General features: G+C 55.4%; 12 protein-coding genes. 7 read left to right on the top strand and 5 right to left on the bottom strand.

Annotation, left to right across the window (positions count from 1 at the left end):
- Positions 1 to 119: 119 nt before the first annotated feature.
- The 4 genes from AC6CHQ_RS14205 to AC6CHQ_RS14220 all read right to left on the bottom strand — a co-directional run bounded on the left by AC6CHQ_RS14205 (position 120) and on the right by AC6CHQ_RS14220 (position 3,930).
- On the bottom strand, positions 120 to 1,124 hold the full coding sequence (locus tag AC6CHQ_RS14205; protein ID WP_498081880.1) for a FecCD family ABC transporter permease: 1,005 nt from the start codon (positions 1,122 to 1,124) through the stop codon (positions 120 to 122).
- A complete protein-coding gene (locus AC6CHQ_RS14210; protein WP_424236790.1) occupies positions 1,117 to 2,115 on the bottom strand; it encodes a FecCD family ABC transporter permease in 999 nt (332 codons plus the stop codon). The genes AC6CHQ_RS14205 and AC6CHQ_RS14210 overlap by 8 nt, the downstream gene beginning before the upstream one ends.
- 82 nt (positions 2,116 to 2,197) lie before the next feature.
- Positions 2,198 to 3,121 (bottom strand): iron-hydroxamate ABC transporter substrate-binding protein, encoded by a 924-nt coding sequence (locus tag AC6CHQ_RS14215; protein WP_498081881.1) that lies wholly within the window; start codon positions 3,119 to 3,121, stop codon positions 2,198 to 2,200.
- A gap of 26 nt (positions 3,122 to 3,147) precedes the next feature.
- On the bottom strand, positions 3,148 to 3,930 hold the full coding sequence (locus AC6CHQ_RS14220) for an ABC transporter ATP-binding protein (RefSeq protein ID WP_498081882.1): 783 nt from the start codon (positions 3,928 to 3,930) through the stop codon (positions 3,148 to 3,150).
- 146 nt (positions 3,931 to 4,076) lie between these two features.
- Between AC6CHQ_RS14220 and AC6CHQ_RS14225 the strand changes: the two genes are divergently transcribed.
- From AC6CHQ_RS14225 to AC6CHQ_RS14245, 5 genes are all read left to right on the top strand, one after another.
- Positions 4,077 to 5,135 (top strand): NAD(P)/FAD-dependent oxidoreductase, encoded by a 1,059-nt coding sequence (locus tag AC6CHQ_RS14225; protein ID WP_498081883.1) that lies wholly within the window; start codon positions 4,077 to 4,079, stop codon positions 5,133 to 5,135.
- 334 nt (positions 5,136 to 5,469) lie between these two features.
- Positions 5,470 to 6,315, top strand: coding sequence for a MurR/RpiR family transcriptional regulator (locus tag AC6CHQ_RS14230; RefSeq protein ID WP_498081884.1), 846 nt, complete (start codon positions 5,470 to 5,472; stop codon positions 6,313 to 6,315).
- A 20-nt stretch (positions 6,316 to 6,335) separates the two neighbouring features.
- On the top strand, positions 6,336 to 7,136 hold the full coding sequence (locus tag AC6CHQ_RS14235; RefSeq protein WP_498081885.1) for a GNAT family N-acetyltransferase: 801 nt from the start codon (positions 6,336 to 6,338) through the stop codon (positions 7,134 to 7,136).
- A gap of 24 nt (positions 7,137 to 7,160) precedes the next feature.
- Positions 7,161 to 8,291, top strand: coding sequence for an o-succinylbenzoate synthase (menC, locus tag AC6CHQ_RS14240; RefSeq protein ID WP_498081886.1), 1,131 nt, complete (start codon positions 7,161 to 7,163; stop codon positions 8,289 to 8,291).
- A 271-nt stretch (positions 8,292 to 8,562) separates the two neighbouring features.
- Positions 8,563 to 9,639, top strand: a complete 1,077-nt coding sequence (locus AC6CHQ_RS14245; protein ID WP_424236784.1) for a YkvI family membrane protein — start codon at positions 8,563 to 8,565, stop codon at positions 9,637 to 9,639.
- A gap of 100 nt (positions 9,640 to 9,739) precedes the next feature.
- On the opposite strand, the gene AC6CHQ_RS14250 is transcribed toward AC6CHQ_RS14245, so the two are convergent.
- Entirely contained in the window at positions 9,740 to 14,290 is a 4,551-nt protein-coding gene (locus tag AC6CHQ_RS14250; RefSeq protein ID WP_498081887.1) for an endonuclease, read from the bottom strand.
- A gap of 502 nt (positions 14,291 to 14,792) precedes the next feature.
- On the opposite strand from AC6CHQ_RS14250, the gene AC6CHQ_RS14255 reads away from it, so the two are divergent.
- Both AC6CHQ_RS14255 and AC6CHQ_RS14260 read left to right on the top strand, forming a co-directional pair.
- Entirely contained in the window at positions 14,793 to 15,473 is a 681-nt protein-coding gene (locus AC6CHQ_RS14255) for an N-acetylmannosamine-6-phosphate 2-epimerase (RefSeq protein WP_218143871.1), read from the top strand.
- 35 nt (positions 15,474 to 15,508) lie between these two features.
- Positions 15,509 to 16,375: an N-acetylneuraminate lyase gene (locus tag AC6CHQ_RS14260; RefSeq protein ID WP_092049736.1), complete on the top strand. Its 867-nt coding sequence runs from the start codon at positions 15,509 to 15,511 to the stop codon at positions 16,373 to 16,375.
- Positions 16,376 to 16,378: the final 3 nt, after the last annotated feature.

Consider the following 16,378-nt stretch of genomic DNA (forward strand, 5'->3'; position numbering starts at 1 on the left):
TTTATTTTGGGCTCAGGTAAAGATAATCAACGTTTCAACGAAGATAGTCAACATTTCATCGTAAATCGTCAACGTCTCAATAAACTTAATCAACGTTTCAAGATCGTCAACGTTTCCTGTCACCCACTCTTCCTCATCAGATAAAGGAAGTACGGAGCACCGATAAGGGCGGCGATGATGCCGGCGGGGACCGTGAAGGCCGGGAGCGAGTGGCCGATCGTATCAGCCGCGACAAGGAGCCCTGCACCGATCAGCATCGCCGCAGGAAGGTAATGCTGGTGGTGCGGTCCGGCGATGGCCCGGGCGATATGCGGAGCCATCAGCCCGATAAAGGCGATGTAACCGGTGACGGAGACGGCAGCCGCGGCAAGGGCGACAGCAATCGCGATCAAAATCATCCGGCTCCGTGACAGCCGAAGGCCGAGCCCGATCGCCGATGGTTCGCTGAGCGCCAGGATATTTAGCGTATTCGACCGGTACAGGACATACGGGACGAGCAGAACGATCCATGGAAGAAGGGCGAGCACAAACGGCCAGTCTGCGCCCCAGACGCTTCCCGCGAGCCACTCCGCGACAAAGGCGGCCTCCTGGCGCTCGGCGCCGGAGATCAGGAGCATCATGCCGCCGGACAGGGCGGACGCAAACCCGATTCCGACAAGAAGAAGGCGCATCGGACGGAGACCGCGTCCCTTTTCAGTCGAGAACAGATAGATGAGTGCGGCAGTCACGATGGCTCCGGCAAATCCCACGGCCGGAAGCAGATAGGCGTAGTAAGGGATATCGCCTCCGGCAAAAAGATAAAACACGGTGATGGCGAATCCTGCCCCGGAATGGATCCCGATAATTCCCGGGTCCGCCAAATCATTTCGCGCGAACGTCTGCAGGATTGACCCGGACACCGCAAGCGCCACCCCTGCAAGTACGAGCACCGCCACTCTCGGCAGCCGCACTTCCAGCAGGATGAACGATTCCTTGAACGTGCCGTTTCCGGTGAGGACGGGGATGAGCCGGTCGATAGTCACGCCTGATGCACCTGCCGACAGGGCGGCGATAAGCACGATGAGGAACAGTCCGGCCAGGATAAGTGTCCGGCGGAGCGGCCTGCGCCGTTTCGATTCACGCATCGCGGAGCCCCCCTTTCCGGACGATCATGAGGAAGAACGGCAGTCCGATCAGTGCCGTAATGGCGACAACCGGCGTCTCGAATGGTGCATTCAAGGTCCGGCCGGCGAGATCGGCCAGCACCATAAACGCGGCGCCGAGAAGGGCGCTCATCGGGACGATACGTGTATAGTCCGAGCCGCTGAAGGTACGCACGATATGCGGGATGATGAGGCCGACAAACGCCAGGTTGCCGACAAGGGAGACCGCCGCACCTGCGAGAAGGGCGGTGATGCCCATCATAATGGCTTTCATCAGGAACACCCGCTGGCCTAGGCCGGCTGCCACGTCTTCCTGCAGGCTGAGGATGGTCAGCTGGCGGCTGACGGCAATGGCACCGATGAGGCCTACTGCGATAAACGGAACGATGATGAGAGCCTTGGGAGTCGTGCCCATGAGACCGCCTGCCGTCCAGAGCGAGACGTCCTTGGAAATCTGGAAGACGATCCCCGTTCCGTCCGCAATCGCCTGCAGAAAAGCGGAAACCGCAGCACCTGCGACGACAAGCCGCATCGCGGACATGCCGCCCCTGCTGGATGCCCCGATGCCGAATACGAGCACCATGCCTACGCCTGCACCGATAAAGCAGGCTGCCAGGATTCCGAGATAGGGGATGCCGGGAATCAGTGCCAGCGATAGGGCGAGCGCAGCGTTCGCTCCTGAGGTCAGTCCGAGAAGGCCGGGGTCAGCGAGCGGGTTGCGTGTTACGCCCTGCATGATCGCGCCGGCAACGCCAAGCGCCGCTCCTGTGAAGGTGGCGGCCACCACGCGCGGAATACGCAGTTCGCGGAGTATAGCGGCATGTTCGCCGGTCGCGGATGAGATGGCCTGCCAGACATCACGGATGCCGGTATCCGCGGCTCCGAGCGTCAGTGCCGCAACAAAGGATGCGGCCACCAGCAGAACACCGAGCGCGAGCTGTATCGGAAATGGAACAAGTCGTTTGGTGGTCATATCGTCAGTCACTTTCCTCAATCAAAGGAAAAGCGGTCCGCAGACCGGGCCTCACCCGGCCGGATGGACCGCTTTTCTGATGTTATTCGTTTCCGAGAAATTCCTGTTCAAAAAAGTCCAGCTGGTCATCAAGTGTCATGGCATCGTTGAAGTAGGCAGTCCGTGCATCTGCAACGATCAGATTGCCGTTTTTCACAGCCGGAATTTCCTTGAACCAGGCAGCATCCATGAACGAGGTGTCCTGCTCTTCCGTCAGGCTCAACACCAGATAATCTCCTGCGTAGTCCCCGAGCACTTCCTGCGAGATGGCGAAGTAGCCCGGCTCAAGCGCGACATCCTCGACCTGCTTCGGCATCTTCAGTCCCATTGCCTGGTAGAGGATTTCAGTGCCGCGACCCCAGTTGTCGCCGAACAGGTACAGCTGCTTCTCAAAGTTTTCCGCGACGGTCACCGTAGCATCTTCGCCGATCTTTTCCTTGATACGAGTCCCAATGTCTTCGGCGCGTTGCTTGAAGTCTTCAACCCACTCGGTTGCTTCCTTCTCTTTGTTGACGACTTTGGCAATTTCGATGTGCTGTTGGAGATAGTCATTCTTGCCGTAAGTGAAGAGAACGGTCGGCGCGATCTTCTCCAGTTTGTCTGCGTTCTGGATGTTGTTCAGGCCGATGATGAGATCCGGCTCCAGTTCGATGATTTTTTCGATGTCTTCGTTGGAGACGACTTCGGCGTCTTTCAGCGCCTCGTCAAAACTCGGGTTGGCTGCCGACCAGGAATCGACGCCGACAATCGGCACACCGAGCTTGATCAGGTCGCCTGCGTAGGATGACAGCACAACGACGCGCTGAGGATCTGCCGGGACTTCGACGGGCCCGGTTTCGGATTCATAGACGATGGTGTCGGAGGAAGCGTTGTCTTCCGCTTCTCCCTTGGTGTCACCAGTGGATCCGCATGCGGCAAGCGCAAGTGTCATGAAAAGGGTGAGGATCAAGAGCAGTTTCTTGTTCATATGGATTCTCCTTCGGATAAGGTCGTTTATTTGATCAGATCATAGGTCATGCAGAAGGGGGCCCCGGTCCTCGGGTCCTTTCCGATGACTGCATCGATGCGGAACACATCTTTCAGCACGTCGGGGACGAGCACTTCTTCCGGCGGTCCGCTTTTGATAAGCCGTCCTGCCGAAAGGGCGATGAGATGATCGGAGAAACGTGCGGCCTGGTTGAGGTCATGAAGCACCATGACGATCGTCCGGCCCTCTTCACGGTTCAGCTTCTGCAGAAGTTCCAGGACTTCAAGCTGGTGGGCCATGTCCAGGTAGGTGGTCGGCTCATCCAGGAAGATGATCCCGGTGTCCTGCGCGAGGGCCATCGCGATCCAGGCCCGTTGCCGCTGCCCGCCGGACAGGGCATCCACCGGCCGGTCACGGAATTCGTCCATGCGGGTCGCCTCCAGCGCCCAGTCCACCATGCGGCGGTCTTCAGCGCTCAGTCGTCCGAATCCCTTCTGGTAAGGGAAGCGGCCGTAGGCGACGAGTTCTCCTACCAGGAGGCCGTTGGCGCTGTCCTGCGTCTGTGGGAGGATCGCCATTTTCCTCGCCAGCGCTTTCGTATCCATCGAGCGGATGTTGGCGCCGTCAAGCAGGACCGAACCGTCCTGGTGGGGGATGATGCGGGTAATCGCCTTTAGGAGCGTTGATTTGCCGCATCCGTTCGAGCCGATGATGGTCGTGATCTTTCCCTGGGGAAACGATATATCCATCCCATGGACAATGGGGGTATCTCCGTAGCCGACTTGGATCTGTTCGGCGAGCAGTTGCATATCGGGTTTCTCCTTTCTTTTTGGAGTAGAACATGTTATTCTCGATGAAAATGATTATCAATGAGAATGATTTTCAATTTCAGATGATATAGACTAACGATGAAGGTGTCAACTGTTTTCTGAAGCAGGAGAGGGAGGAAATCGACATGGCAGAACCGATCCGGGATGTGACGATTATCGGCGGAGGGCCGGCCGGGCTGTACTCGGCGTTTTATGGAGGGCTCCGCGGCATGGACGTAAGACTGATTGAGGCGAGGGAAGAACTGGGTGGAAAAGTATGCCTGTTCCGCGAGAAGATGATCTGGGACGCGGGTGGCCAGCCGCCGTTGCAGGGGGAGACGTTCCGGAGGCAGCTGATCGAACAGGGGAAGACGTTCGGTCCGGAAGTGCTGACAGGGACGAAGATCGCTGCCATCCGGAAAAATGGAAAGGGCCTGTTTGAGGCCCAAGACCATCTCGGCCGTATTCATCTGTCGAAGGCCATCATCATGGCGAACGGCGGCGGCATCGTCACGCCCCAGAAGCTCCGGCTGCAGGGAGCTGCCGTTGCGGAGATGGACAATCTTCATTACACAATGCCGTCGCTTGCAGCATTTACCGGCAAGACAGTGTTGATCTCGGGCGGTGGAGATGCGGCGGTCGACTGGGCTGAAGAACTGTCCGGCATCGCGGCGAAAGTGATTCTCGTCCACCGCAGGGACAATTTCTGCGCGCACGAGGCGCAGGTGGAGAAGGTCAGGAGCAACGGCACCGACATCATGCTGAATGTGACGATCCACCGGCTACTATCAGATGCAGCGAAAACCCGGATTGAACTGGTGGAACTGATGGATACGGAATCCGGCGCGCTTACCCGTGTGGAAGTGGATGATGTCGTCGTCAGCCACGGTTATGAGCGTGATTCCGAGCTGGCATTTGAACCGGAACCATTGCGCAAAGACGGCCACTTTTTCGAAGGCGGGGCAAATGCAGCCACCACTGTCCCGGGAATTTTTGCCGCCGGTGACTGCCTTTCATACACAGGCAAGGTTAATCTCCTTGTCGGCGCCTTCCAGGACGCGGTCAATGCTGTGAACCGTGCTAAAACATTTATCGAGCCTGAAGCCCACGACCGGGGAATGGTCTCTTCCCACAATGACCGCTTCAAAGAACGGAACCGTTCGCTCATCAGGCAGATTGCGGAGGAAGTGAAATCCGGAGGTTGATTTCGCAAAAGTACACAGTCCAATACTTCACCCGACCAGACAGACTTTGCAGCCGACACTGCAAAGCCTGTCTTTTTTACATTTAAAACCCGACTCAACCCTCTATCACCATGAAGGAAAGATAATATTCAGAAATATATTGCACCTCTCTCCCAATCGTGATAGTGTAAAAATCATATTGAAGGATTCCCTTCATTAATGGAAAACTTATGCAGGAATTCCTTCAAAGATAGCCGGCGCCTATTTTGCAGGCCCGGATCAAAGATGTCCTGCCCGTTTGAGGGCTTCTTGATGTTTGGGTCATTACATACAGTCGAATGGGGTGTGCGGGATGATGTTGAAGGGATTGGTCCACCGGGAAATCCTGAAGCTTCCGCGGGGGCAGCGGAAAGTAGCAGAATATGTGATGGAGCGCCCGCATGACGTGGCGGTATGCTCAGGCTCCGAGCTCGGGGAGCGTACCGGCACGAGCGAGTCGACAGTCATCCGCTTCAGCTATAACATGGGGTTTACAGGCTATCCGGCGCTGCAGAAGGCGATCCGTGAGGAACTTTATACACCGGAAAGCAGCTTCACGGATTACCAGGACGACAAGCTGACAATCGGTGAGGACAGCCGGATTTTTGAGAAGGTCATGGAACGTGACCAGCGCGCAATCGCCGAGACTGCGAGAAATATTGACCCGGTTCAGTTCGACCGGGCCGTGCGGGAGATCCTTACAGCCGGAAATGTATCGGTGCTGGGCCTGCGGGCTTCCTATCCTGCTGCCGCCTGGCTGTCACTTATGCTGAGATTTGTACGGGACGGTGTCGATGTCATGCATCCGCAGGCGGAGGATCCGGCCTTGGCAATGGTGAAAATGGACAGCCGCTCCGTTGTGATCGTTTTCAGCTTCCATCGTTATCTGAAGGAAACACTGGAAATTGCGGATCTGGCAAAAAAGAGGGGGGCCTTTGTGATCGGCATCAGCGATTCCCTTTCGGCGCCGGTCTCTGGCTGCTGCGACGTATTGTTTTCCATGGAGTCGGGTTCAAACACGGTTGACAAAGCAGCACCACTTTTTTCATTTTTAAATTCGCTTGTGGCTGCGCTATGCGTAAAGGATCCGGCAACGGTAAAAAAACGGCAGGAAGCTGCACGGGCGATTGATAACGGGTTTTATTATGTAGAGGGCATCTGACACGCCGGGGAGTGAAAAATATGGAACAGCCGGTAATCCGGTCATTTGAAAAAGGGGAAACCCACCAGGCGACGGAACTGGAGCGGGCTGTGTGGGGAAGTGCGACACCACCGCAGCAGTTCCTGACAGCCATGAAAAACGGCGGCCTGCTGATCGGCGCCTTTATCGGGGACCGGGCAGTCGGTTTCCAATATAGTTTTGCGGGCTTTGACGGAAAAAGGCCGTACCTGTGCTCGCATATGCTGGCGCTCCTTCCGGAATACCGGCATTCGGGCCTAGGCGCGGCCATGAAACGGCACCAGGCAAAACTGGCGAAAGAGATCGGCTATGACCTGATCCAATGGACATTCGATCCGTTGGAAAGCCGCAATGCCTACCTGAACATCCGGAAGCTCGGTGGTGTGGTCGGCACGTACTGGGAGGACTGCTACGGCGAAATGAAGGATCCGCTGAACGCGGGACTTCCTACGGACCGTTTCTGCCTGGACTGGTGGATCGACAGCCCGCGTGTGACCGACGGAATACGCCAAGCGGAGCTGGATGAGGCCCATCCGTATACAGTGTCGGCGAGCCAATCAGGCCAGCCGGTACTGGATCAGCCGGAGAAGGTGCCGGAAGCTGAGGCAATCATCGTTCCGGTCCCGGCCGATTTTCAGGCAATGCGCAAGGAAGACATGACGCTGGCCATTGACTGGCGCTTAAAGACGAGGCAGATTTTCACGGAAGCTTTCAAAAAGGGATATGTGCTCGCGGACGTCCGGAGAAAAGACGGACGCTTAAATGAATATGTACTGATCAGAAATGAGCATGTACCGCTTTAATTCACGAAAAGGGAGATGGGATAGTTGATCATCAAAGAGATTCGATTGCGCCGCATGGAGATGCGCATGAAACATCCGTTTACAACCAGTTTCGGGACGATGCAGGACAAGCCGTTCCTCCTGATCGAGGCGATTGATGAGGAAGGGAATTCCGGTTGGGGGGAGTCGGTCGCATTTACCTACCCCTGGTATGCAGAAGAGACAGTGGAGACGAACGCTCATGTGATCCGTGACATCCTCGTGCCGCTTTTGCTTGAGAAAGAAATCAATCATCCCGATGAGGTGAATGAACTCTTCGCGCCAATCCGCAGGAACAATATGGCAAAGGCGGCCATTGAGGGGGCTGTCTGGGACCTGTATGCAAAACGGAACAAGCAGACCCTCGCAGAAGCGCTCGGCGGGAATAAGGAGAAGATCGACGTAGGCATCTCGATCGGAATCCAGGACAGCAAGGAGCAGATGGTCGAGACGGTCCGCGGCTTTATCGAACAGGGCTACAAGCGCATCAAGATGAAGATCAAGCCGGGCACCGATATCGAAATCATCCGTGCGGTCCGGGAAGCATTCCCGGACGTGCCGCTCATGGCGGATGCCAACTCCGCCTACACTCTTGAAGATATCGAGCTGCTGAAGATGCTGGATGACTTCGATCTCATGATGGTTGAGCAGCCGCTTGCGCATGACGACATCATCGATCACGCGAAACTGCAGGAAGAACTCGAAACGCCGGTCTGCCTGGATGAAAGCATCCACTCGCTCGAAGATGCGCGCAAGGCGGTCGAACTCGGCAGCTGCCGGATCATCAACGTGAAAATCGGCCGCGTCGGAGGACTGACCGAAGCCAGGAAGATCCATGATTATTGTGTCGGAAAAGGCATCGCACTCTGGTGCGGAGGGATGCTGGAAGCGGGAATCGGACGCGCGCACAATGTCGCATTGACCACACTGCCGGGCTTCACGCTGCCGGGGGACACGGCCGGGTCGGACCGGTACTGGGAAGAAGATATCATCACACCGGAAGTCGTTGCCGTGGATGGAGAGATCACAGTCCCTTCCGGATACGGTATCGGCTATGAGCCGGATCTTGAAAAAATCCGGAAGTATACAGTCGGGGAAGAAGTTTTCCGGACGGAGAATGCACAGTCAAATCGGTGAGCGTAAATAGGGGAACGGTGCTCTCGGGCACCGCTTTTCTCACCCTCCAGGTGACGGAATATTCCGATCTCCAAATGGTGCAATCTCCAGGGGCATTCGACAGAATTCTTTAAATCTTGCTTGAACTATGTAAGGATTCACGTTATCGTAGAAGGTATATTGAAAACGCTTACTGGTGGTTTCGACCAAAGAATTCTCAACAGAGACATACATCTGGGAACAGGTTGTTGCTGCGGCAGTTGAACCTTCCCGAAAACGGAGGGGATGGAAGTTGAAAGAAAGTATCCGGTTAGGGGCTGCGTTTGCAGGGGTGGTTGTCGGGGCAGGATTCGCCTCGGGACAGGAAATCCTGCAATTTTTCACGAGTTTCGGATTATGGGGGATTGCCGGCGCAATCGCCGCCATGGCAGTGTTTGCTTTTATAGGAATGAACCTGGCCAGTATCGGAAGTTCATTAAAGTCGAAGTCCCATAAAGAAATTATTTATAAAATCTGCGGGAAGCCGATCGGGATGTTCGTGGATGCGGTCATCACATTCTTCCTGTTCGGTGTTGCCGTTATCATGTATGCCGGCGCAGGGTCGCTTTTTGAAGAGCAGTTCGGAATTCCTGCCGTTGTCGGCAGTTTGTTCATGGTCGTGGCCACCATGGTGACCGTTTTGATGAACGTCCAGAAGATCATCACGGTGATCGGTGCCATCACGCCGTTCCTGGTGGCCCTAATCATTATCCTGGCAGGCTATTCGGTATTAACGGCTGACATCTCGAGTGCGGAGATTGCGCGTCTTGCACAGGAACAGGATGCGGCGGCTCCTCACTGGCTGCTCAGTGCTTTCCTCTATGTATCGTTTAACATCGCGTGCAGTGCTTCGATGCTTGCGGTCATGGGCGGAACGGTCAAAGACCGCAAGACGGCGGCGATCGGAGGCGCAATCGGCGGAGGACTGTTAGGTGTTCTGATTCTGCTCGTCAACCTCGCCATGCTGACCAAACTGGATGCAGTTAGCGGTGCAGCAATGCCGACATTGGCGCTTGCAGCTGAGATATCGCCGGTTCTTGCCAATATTATGGCAGTTGTGTTGCTCTGCATGATCTACAATACGGCTGTCGGTATGCTGTATTCCTTTACTGCACGGGTATCGGAGGCCGGCACAAAGCGATTCAAAGTCCTGGTTGTCCTGTTCGGGATCGGAGGCTTTGCCCTCAGCTTTGTCGGTTTTGTCAGCCTGGTCGGCACGCTTTATCCGATCACGGGTTATCTCGGCCTTGTTCTCATCGCCGCGGTGATCATCTACTGGGTGAGGAAAGTCGCGGGTGGCGCAAGGGTCAGCAGCGAAACAGTATCATAAGATTCCATCGTACGATAACAGGGAGGCACCGGCTGACGGCGGCCTCCCTGTATTTAATTTAAGAAGGCCCGGCTCAATGCCGGGCCTTCTTTTGATTTGCTTATGCTGCTGGATCTGCTTGATTTTCCGCACCGCTGCCGAAGATCGACTCCGCCCATTCCGGTTTGTCGATGAACGGGTTGCGGTTGCCCTGGATCTCGAAAATGACATTGTTCCTGTTTTGCTCAAATTCGCTGACCGGATCCATCTCATGCCATTCCAGGAGAACGGACAGCTTGCCGTGGTACGGGGCACTGCCGTTATTTACCCGCTCGTTGAGTTCGAGGTCCACACGGTTGCCTTCCTCATAGCGGGTTGCCATGTAGAAGAGCATCCGGGCAACATCGCCTTTGACTTCATCCGGCGCTTCGAAGGAATCGCCGTCGCGCAGGCATCCGCTGCAGTTGTTGACCGGGTTGCCGCCGTAGTCGAAGTCTAGGTTGCTGCGAGAGCTGTTTACTTGGACGTCTGTCGGTCGGAGGTGATGGATGTCCGTGCCGGGTCCCATCGATGTGCCGAAGTCGCCGTGTGACTTGGCCCAGACGTGCTCGCGGTTCCAGTCACCGACCTGTCCGCCGTTTCGGTCCTTGGAGCGGGACTGTTGTGAGTAGAACAGGATGACGTTGTCCGGGTTGTCCGGATCCTCATCCGTCAGGCGTAGTGCATGCCAGACCTGTTTATAGGTCAGCACTTCCTGCTCCGAGATGATGTCATGGAGGGTTGCTTTCAGGGCTTCGCCTTCCAGGTCTTCGGTTCCGTTGTAATAACCGTCAGGATTAACCGGCTCCTCCGGGATAACAGGCTGCTCAGCCTCTTCGACTGTCACGCTGAAGCGGGCAGTTGCGCTTTTCTTGCCATCTGTTGCCGTAACGGCAATGAGGTGCGTGCCGGCTTCGAGATTAAGTGTCAGTGTGCTGCCGGAGACGGTGCCTTTGGTTGCCGAGTAGGAGAGAGGATCGCCGTCAGGATCTGTAAAGTGTCCAGTGAGGTCAATGGTGACCGTCTCTCCTTCAGTCACGCTCCGGTCTTCAATAGGGGAGGAGACTTCAGGTGCCTTATTTGTTTCCGGTGCAGGCTTTTCCTCACCGGGAAGGCCGATCAGCCGGCCTTTGGAATCATAGAGAGTCAAAAGTTCCGGAGATGCTTTTTTCTCAAACTTGATCGATTGGATGTTTTCGCCGCCGCGGATTTCAAGCGGCTTCGTGCCTTCGATGATCAGTTCCTTCACTTCAGTGCCCTTGGCATCGATGATCGTACCGTCTTTTTTCGGCTTTACATAAACGGTCTGATTCTTGAAGCCTTCACCATGGAGTTCGGCGTAGCGGCCATTCAGGTGGAGGCCGTTCGGGATGACGCCGCGTTCATTGATCGTGACGGAGACGCTCTGCTTGCCGATCGTTACTTTCTTTTTGTCCGGCTTGTCGAAGACATAATGGTCTTTCGGCTCAATCGGCTCGAATTCCATGCCTTTGACGAGGTCGAGCTGAACCATGAGCGGGTCGTGGTCACTCGCGCGGCCAGCCATGTCGGTGAAGTCGGCGTTGATGTGCAGGATGTCAATTTCCGTGTCTTCGACTAGATTGTTCGAGACGACGATGTGGTCAAGCACCTGCGAGTTGCCCTGGTAAATGTACGTGTAGCGGTCAGGCGCATCGACATGGTTGATCATATTCGTCATGATGTCGCCTTCAAGGATCTTGAGCGGTTCCGCGAACTGGTAGTCGTTAAAGTCACCGACCGCAACTACATTCGCTTCCGGATTGTCCGCTTTGACGTCTTCAACGAAACCGTTGACGAGCTTGGCGATTTCGATGCGCTGTGCTTCACTGCCGAGGACCGGCGGCTGGATTTTTCCAAAGATCGGCGTGTCACCGCTCTTGGAGTTCCAGTGGTTCGCAATCACAACGACGCTTTCGCCCTGGAAGTCGAACTGTGCGGCAAGCGGCTTGCGGCTGTCTTCAAATGCCGGGTCGTTCGGTGCGATGCGGCCCGGGTTCAGGGTAAGCTTGCCGTCTTCGTAACCGACAGCGGTTGTCGCATCACCGTGAGGAATGCCGTCCGTAAGCGAGACGCGTTCCGGGTTGTAGAGGAAGGCGACGCGGATGTTCGCGTTTGGCGCTCCGCCATCCTCGTTGTTGACCGGGTTGATGTTGGCGTATTCATAGCGGACACCGCCCGCTTCGACGATGGTGTCAATCAGCCGCTGGTACGACTCGGATGCATCGGAGTCGCCCGCATCCTGGCCGTTATTGTCCTGGACTTCAGTCACGCCGACAATATCCGGGCTCTGCATGTCCACCGCAAATGCGCGGGCAAGCTTGCGGGCCTTATCATCGGACGTGGACTTCGTGTTGTTCGAGAAGTTCTCAAGGTTATAGGAAGCGATCGTCAGCTTGTCCTCGTCTTTGACGATTGTCGTCTGCTCCGGCGAGGTATCGCCTTCCACATGGTTCGCCTGCATGTCGTCGAGGGAAGCGAAGATCTTGTAGTTCTGGAACGAATAGCCGACGACGCCGGTGTTCGGGCCTTCGAACCGGTCGCCTGTCGCGACTTCAAAGTCACGCGCGGAGTCGTTCGGCTCGAGGCGGAATTGGATACGCTCCGCGTTCTGGTCGCCTTCTTTGTAAAGGATGCCCCCGTGAATCGTTTCCTCAGGCCAGTTCTCAAGTACGGTGACGAGGTCGCCGTGTTCCTGAGGACCGACTGCACGGACGTCACCGACCGTCACGCGCATACCTTCAAGGCTTTCCCAGAAGTCAATCGCATCGGACTCCGGATCGAAGACGGTGAGCTGATCATCGTCGACGGTCTCGGTCGGAAGGTTCGACTCGTCGATCACGACCGGTTCCGGTAGGTCGAGGCCGCGTTCGAGCACGGTCACCTGTCCGCCACGGTCATCGCGCACGTTAATCTGAGTAATCGGGAGGTCGGAATCATGGCGGTCGGAGTAGCCGTCGATCGCATACTCGCTTACTTCACCGGAGACGGAGACCAAATCGCCGACCTGGACCGGCCAGCCTTTACTTCCTGCGTAGAGTGTAATCGCTTCGGATGTATGCGGGTCTTCATCCGCAAGCTCGTCCGGTGTCTGGACGTGGTAATAATGCGCTCCGTTTAGCTCGTAGTGGTACGTGACAATCCCTTCCACACCTTCGACCCGCTGGCTGTCAAATGATGAGAAGTGGTCGGCGCCCTGGATGTCATGGATACGGAGTGCTTCGGTGATCGTGTACTCATAAATGGACATTTCGCTGAACTCGCCGTCCGCATTCCGGACCACAGTCTTCAGGACAGTGTCTTCACTGATGGTCACCGGGCCTTCATAGACCGTGCCGTTTTCAGCCGGATCGGAGCCATCCACCGTGTAAAGGATATCGGCACCCGCCGTTGTCGTCGTGAGGGTCACTTCCTGAGGACCGACGTATGTGCCGGAACCCGGAGTAGCCGATGCAGGACGGAGGATCGTGCTGTCAGCAACGATGTCTTCGGCGCCGCGCGGGATAATCTGATAGGCATCATCGAACTGCTGGACAATGCCGGTGACCGACTCATAGGCCATGCCTTCTTCAAGGCCGAGCTGGTTGGTTTCATCACGGACGATGAACTCTCCGTTGCCGTCGGTTGCGGTGAAGTTTGCCCAAGAGCTGCCGCCGGACATGTCGCCGAGCGTCACGCCGCTTACGGTGACCAGCTGTGACTCAAGCGCTTCTCCAATCTGGTCGCCCGTGACGGATTTTGCCGCAGGTGCTTCCGCGTCCGCACGGTTGACTACAGTCGCGCTGTCCAGCTGGAGAAGGCCGCGGTAGTCTGCGAGTGTCCCGGTGAGGGTCACTTCTTCTCCGGCTTCAAGCCCGAGGGAAGTCGGGCGGACCGCGATGCCGCCTGTTTCGTCCTGGACGGAGATCGTGTTTTTCAGGTTTGCTGCGACCACACCTTTAATAGTGACGGTCTCGCCGAGAGGGAGGGCACGGGCATCCGCGATGGAGATGGTGTCAATCGGTTCTTCGGGATCAGATGGTCCGCCTTCCTGAAGGTGGCTGCCGAGGTTTGAGAAATCATCTTTTCCGAACTCATCCCATTCAGTTGTCCGGTCGAATGGGTCATCAATGACCTTATCCCCGGCTGATACAGCCGCTTTCCGTACAAGTGTCAGGTCCTTACCGAACTCCAGACGCTCGCCAACCCGGCCAATTGAATCAACTGCCTGCCCGTCTTTTTTCAGAACAACCGCATCGTCACCGTTAAAGTTGATGACGGTCTGGTTCAGAAGATCGGCCTTGCCGAGGATGTCCGGAACTGCCTGGTTATGAGCCAGGACATAGGTTTCGCCCGCCGCGAGTGTGCCAGAGAGTTTGAGGGAATTGCTTGGTGAAGAGGAACCGTTTGCATACAGTTCGAGGCTATAGGCTCCGAGGTCCACTTCTGCTCCGGTGCCGTTATAGAGCTCCAGTGCCTTATTGAAGCTGCTGCCTTCAATGTATTCCGAGATCAGCAGGTCTTCTGTCGCAGTTTCCGCATTTGCGGTTGCCGGGATCGCCGGAACCATCAGGCTCAGCATCAGGCTTGCGGACAGCAGGCCATTCAATGGCCTGCGCCAACGCTTTTGGTCCATATGGGTATCGCTCCTTTTTGTATGAAGTCCATTATGAATCGTGGGGGAGAATCAGAACCGTTTCAATAGATTGAAAGAGAATTTAACGAAATTTACAGAGACTTTACTCTGTTTCCTACTTTAGTCCGTTTTCCTCCCTTCCTGCTTATCATGCCGGGGGCAAAATGGCATGACAATGGCTTTTGCCAAAGTTCGGATTTTTGATTCTATTAAACTATTCGTTTGGAATCATACAACTTGAGGGTGCATTGAAATTTTGGGTAAATAGAACCTCCGTGAAGGGGTCTAAAGTAGTGGAAGGAGAAACTTGTTCGGTTAACCTGAGCGGAAACTGCTTAGATATCTGACATGCTGGTTTGATTGTTCGTTGTCATTTATATAAATAACTTTGACAATTAGTTATCAAAAGTGATATATTTTTCTCGTGAAATCGTTTACTATTGGTCGCCTAATTCGCAATCAGGCGGCCTCAATGTGGCCAGGATGAAGGTGGAGAGTCATGATGGAAATTTTGGATAGGCTGAAGGGGCGGCTGATCGTCTCTTGCCAGGCGCTCGAGGACGAGCCGCTCCATGATCCCTATATCATGGGCAAGATGGCATTGGCGGCCAAAGTCGGCGGCGCTGCGGGCATCCGGACCAATACGGTCAAGGATATCCGGGCGATCAAGAAGGAAGTGGATCTGCCGCTGATCGGCATCATCAAGAAAAATTACGGCGATCATCCGGTGTTTATCACGCCGACCATCAGTGAAGTCGCAGAACTGCATGAAGAAGGTGTGGGCGTCATCGCTTTTGACGCAACCGGAAGGACGCGTCCGGACGGAAAGACGTTCGGGGAGTTTTTCTCGGAAGTTAAAGCCCGCTTCCCGGATCAGCTGTTCATGGCAGATTGTTCAAGCGCCGATGAAGCGGTCGAGGCGGAACGGGCAGGTGTCGATATCGTCGCGACGACACTCGTCGGCTACACCCCATACACGGAAGGTCATGTGCCGCTTGAGGCATTGGAGGAAGTCGTCTCCCGCGTGTCGGTTCCCGTCATCGCGGAAGGCAATATCGATACACCGGAAAAAGCACGGAAGGCGCTCCAAATCGGGGCGCATGCGGTGGTAGTGGGCGGGGCAATCACCCGCCCGCAACTGATCACGAAAAAGTTTGCGGACGCCATGGACGGCCGTTCCTAAAGCTAAGACCAATACACAAAACGGAAGGTGAGAATATGAACGGAATTTATACGGCACTGATCTGCTCGTTTGACGAAAACGGCAAGGTAAATGAAAAAGGGCTGCGCGAAATCGTGCGCCACAATATCGATGTGCAAAAAGTGGACGGCCTCTATGTGAACGGCAGCTCGGGGGAGAACTTCCTGATGTCCGCGGACCAGAAAAAGAAAGTTTTTGAGATCGTCAAGGATGAAGTCAAGGACGAGGTCAAACTCATCGCGCAGGTCGGTGCCCTTGATATCGACGAAGCGGTCGAGCTTGCCCAATTCGCAACGGATCTCGGCTACGATGCCTTGTCCGCGGTCACTCCTTTTTACTACCGCTTTGACTTTGAAGAGGTCAAGGACTACTACAACACGATCCTTGAGAACGTCGACAACAAGATGATCATCTATTCGATTCCTGCTCTGACAGGCGTCAGCATGAATCTCGAGCAATTCGCGGAACTGTTTGAGAACGAAAAAGTCATCGGCGTAAAGTTCACGGCACCGGACTTCTTCCTTCTGGAGCGGATCCGCCACGCATTCCCGGATAAGCTGATCTATTCCGGTTTTGACGAAATGTTGCTTTCTGCCGCGGTTCTCAATGTGGACGGCGCAATCGGCAGCACATTCAACGTCAACGGACAGCGTGCCAAGCAGATTTACGCGCTTGCCAAGGAAAGCCGGATCGATGAAGCCCGTGAAGTCCAGAAAGTGACGAACGATCTGATCGCAGAAATTCTTGCGAACGGCCTCTACCAGACCATCAAAGAAATCCTGAAAGCCCAAGGCGTAGACGCAGGCTACTGCAGAAAGCCGATGAAGCGCCTGACAGAAGACAAAGTCGAAAACGCGAAAGCGATGGCAGCGAAATACTGCTGATCG

Source organism: Bhargavaea sp. GQ12, from assembly GCF_059758705.1.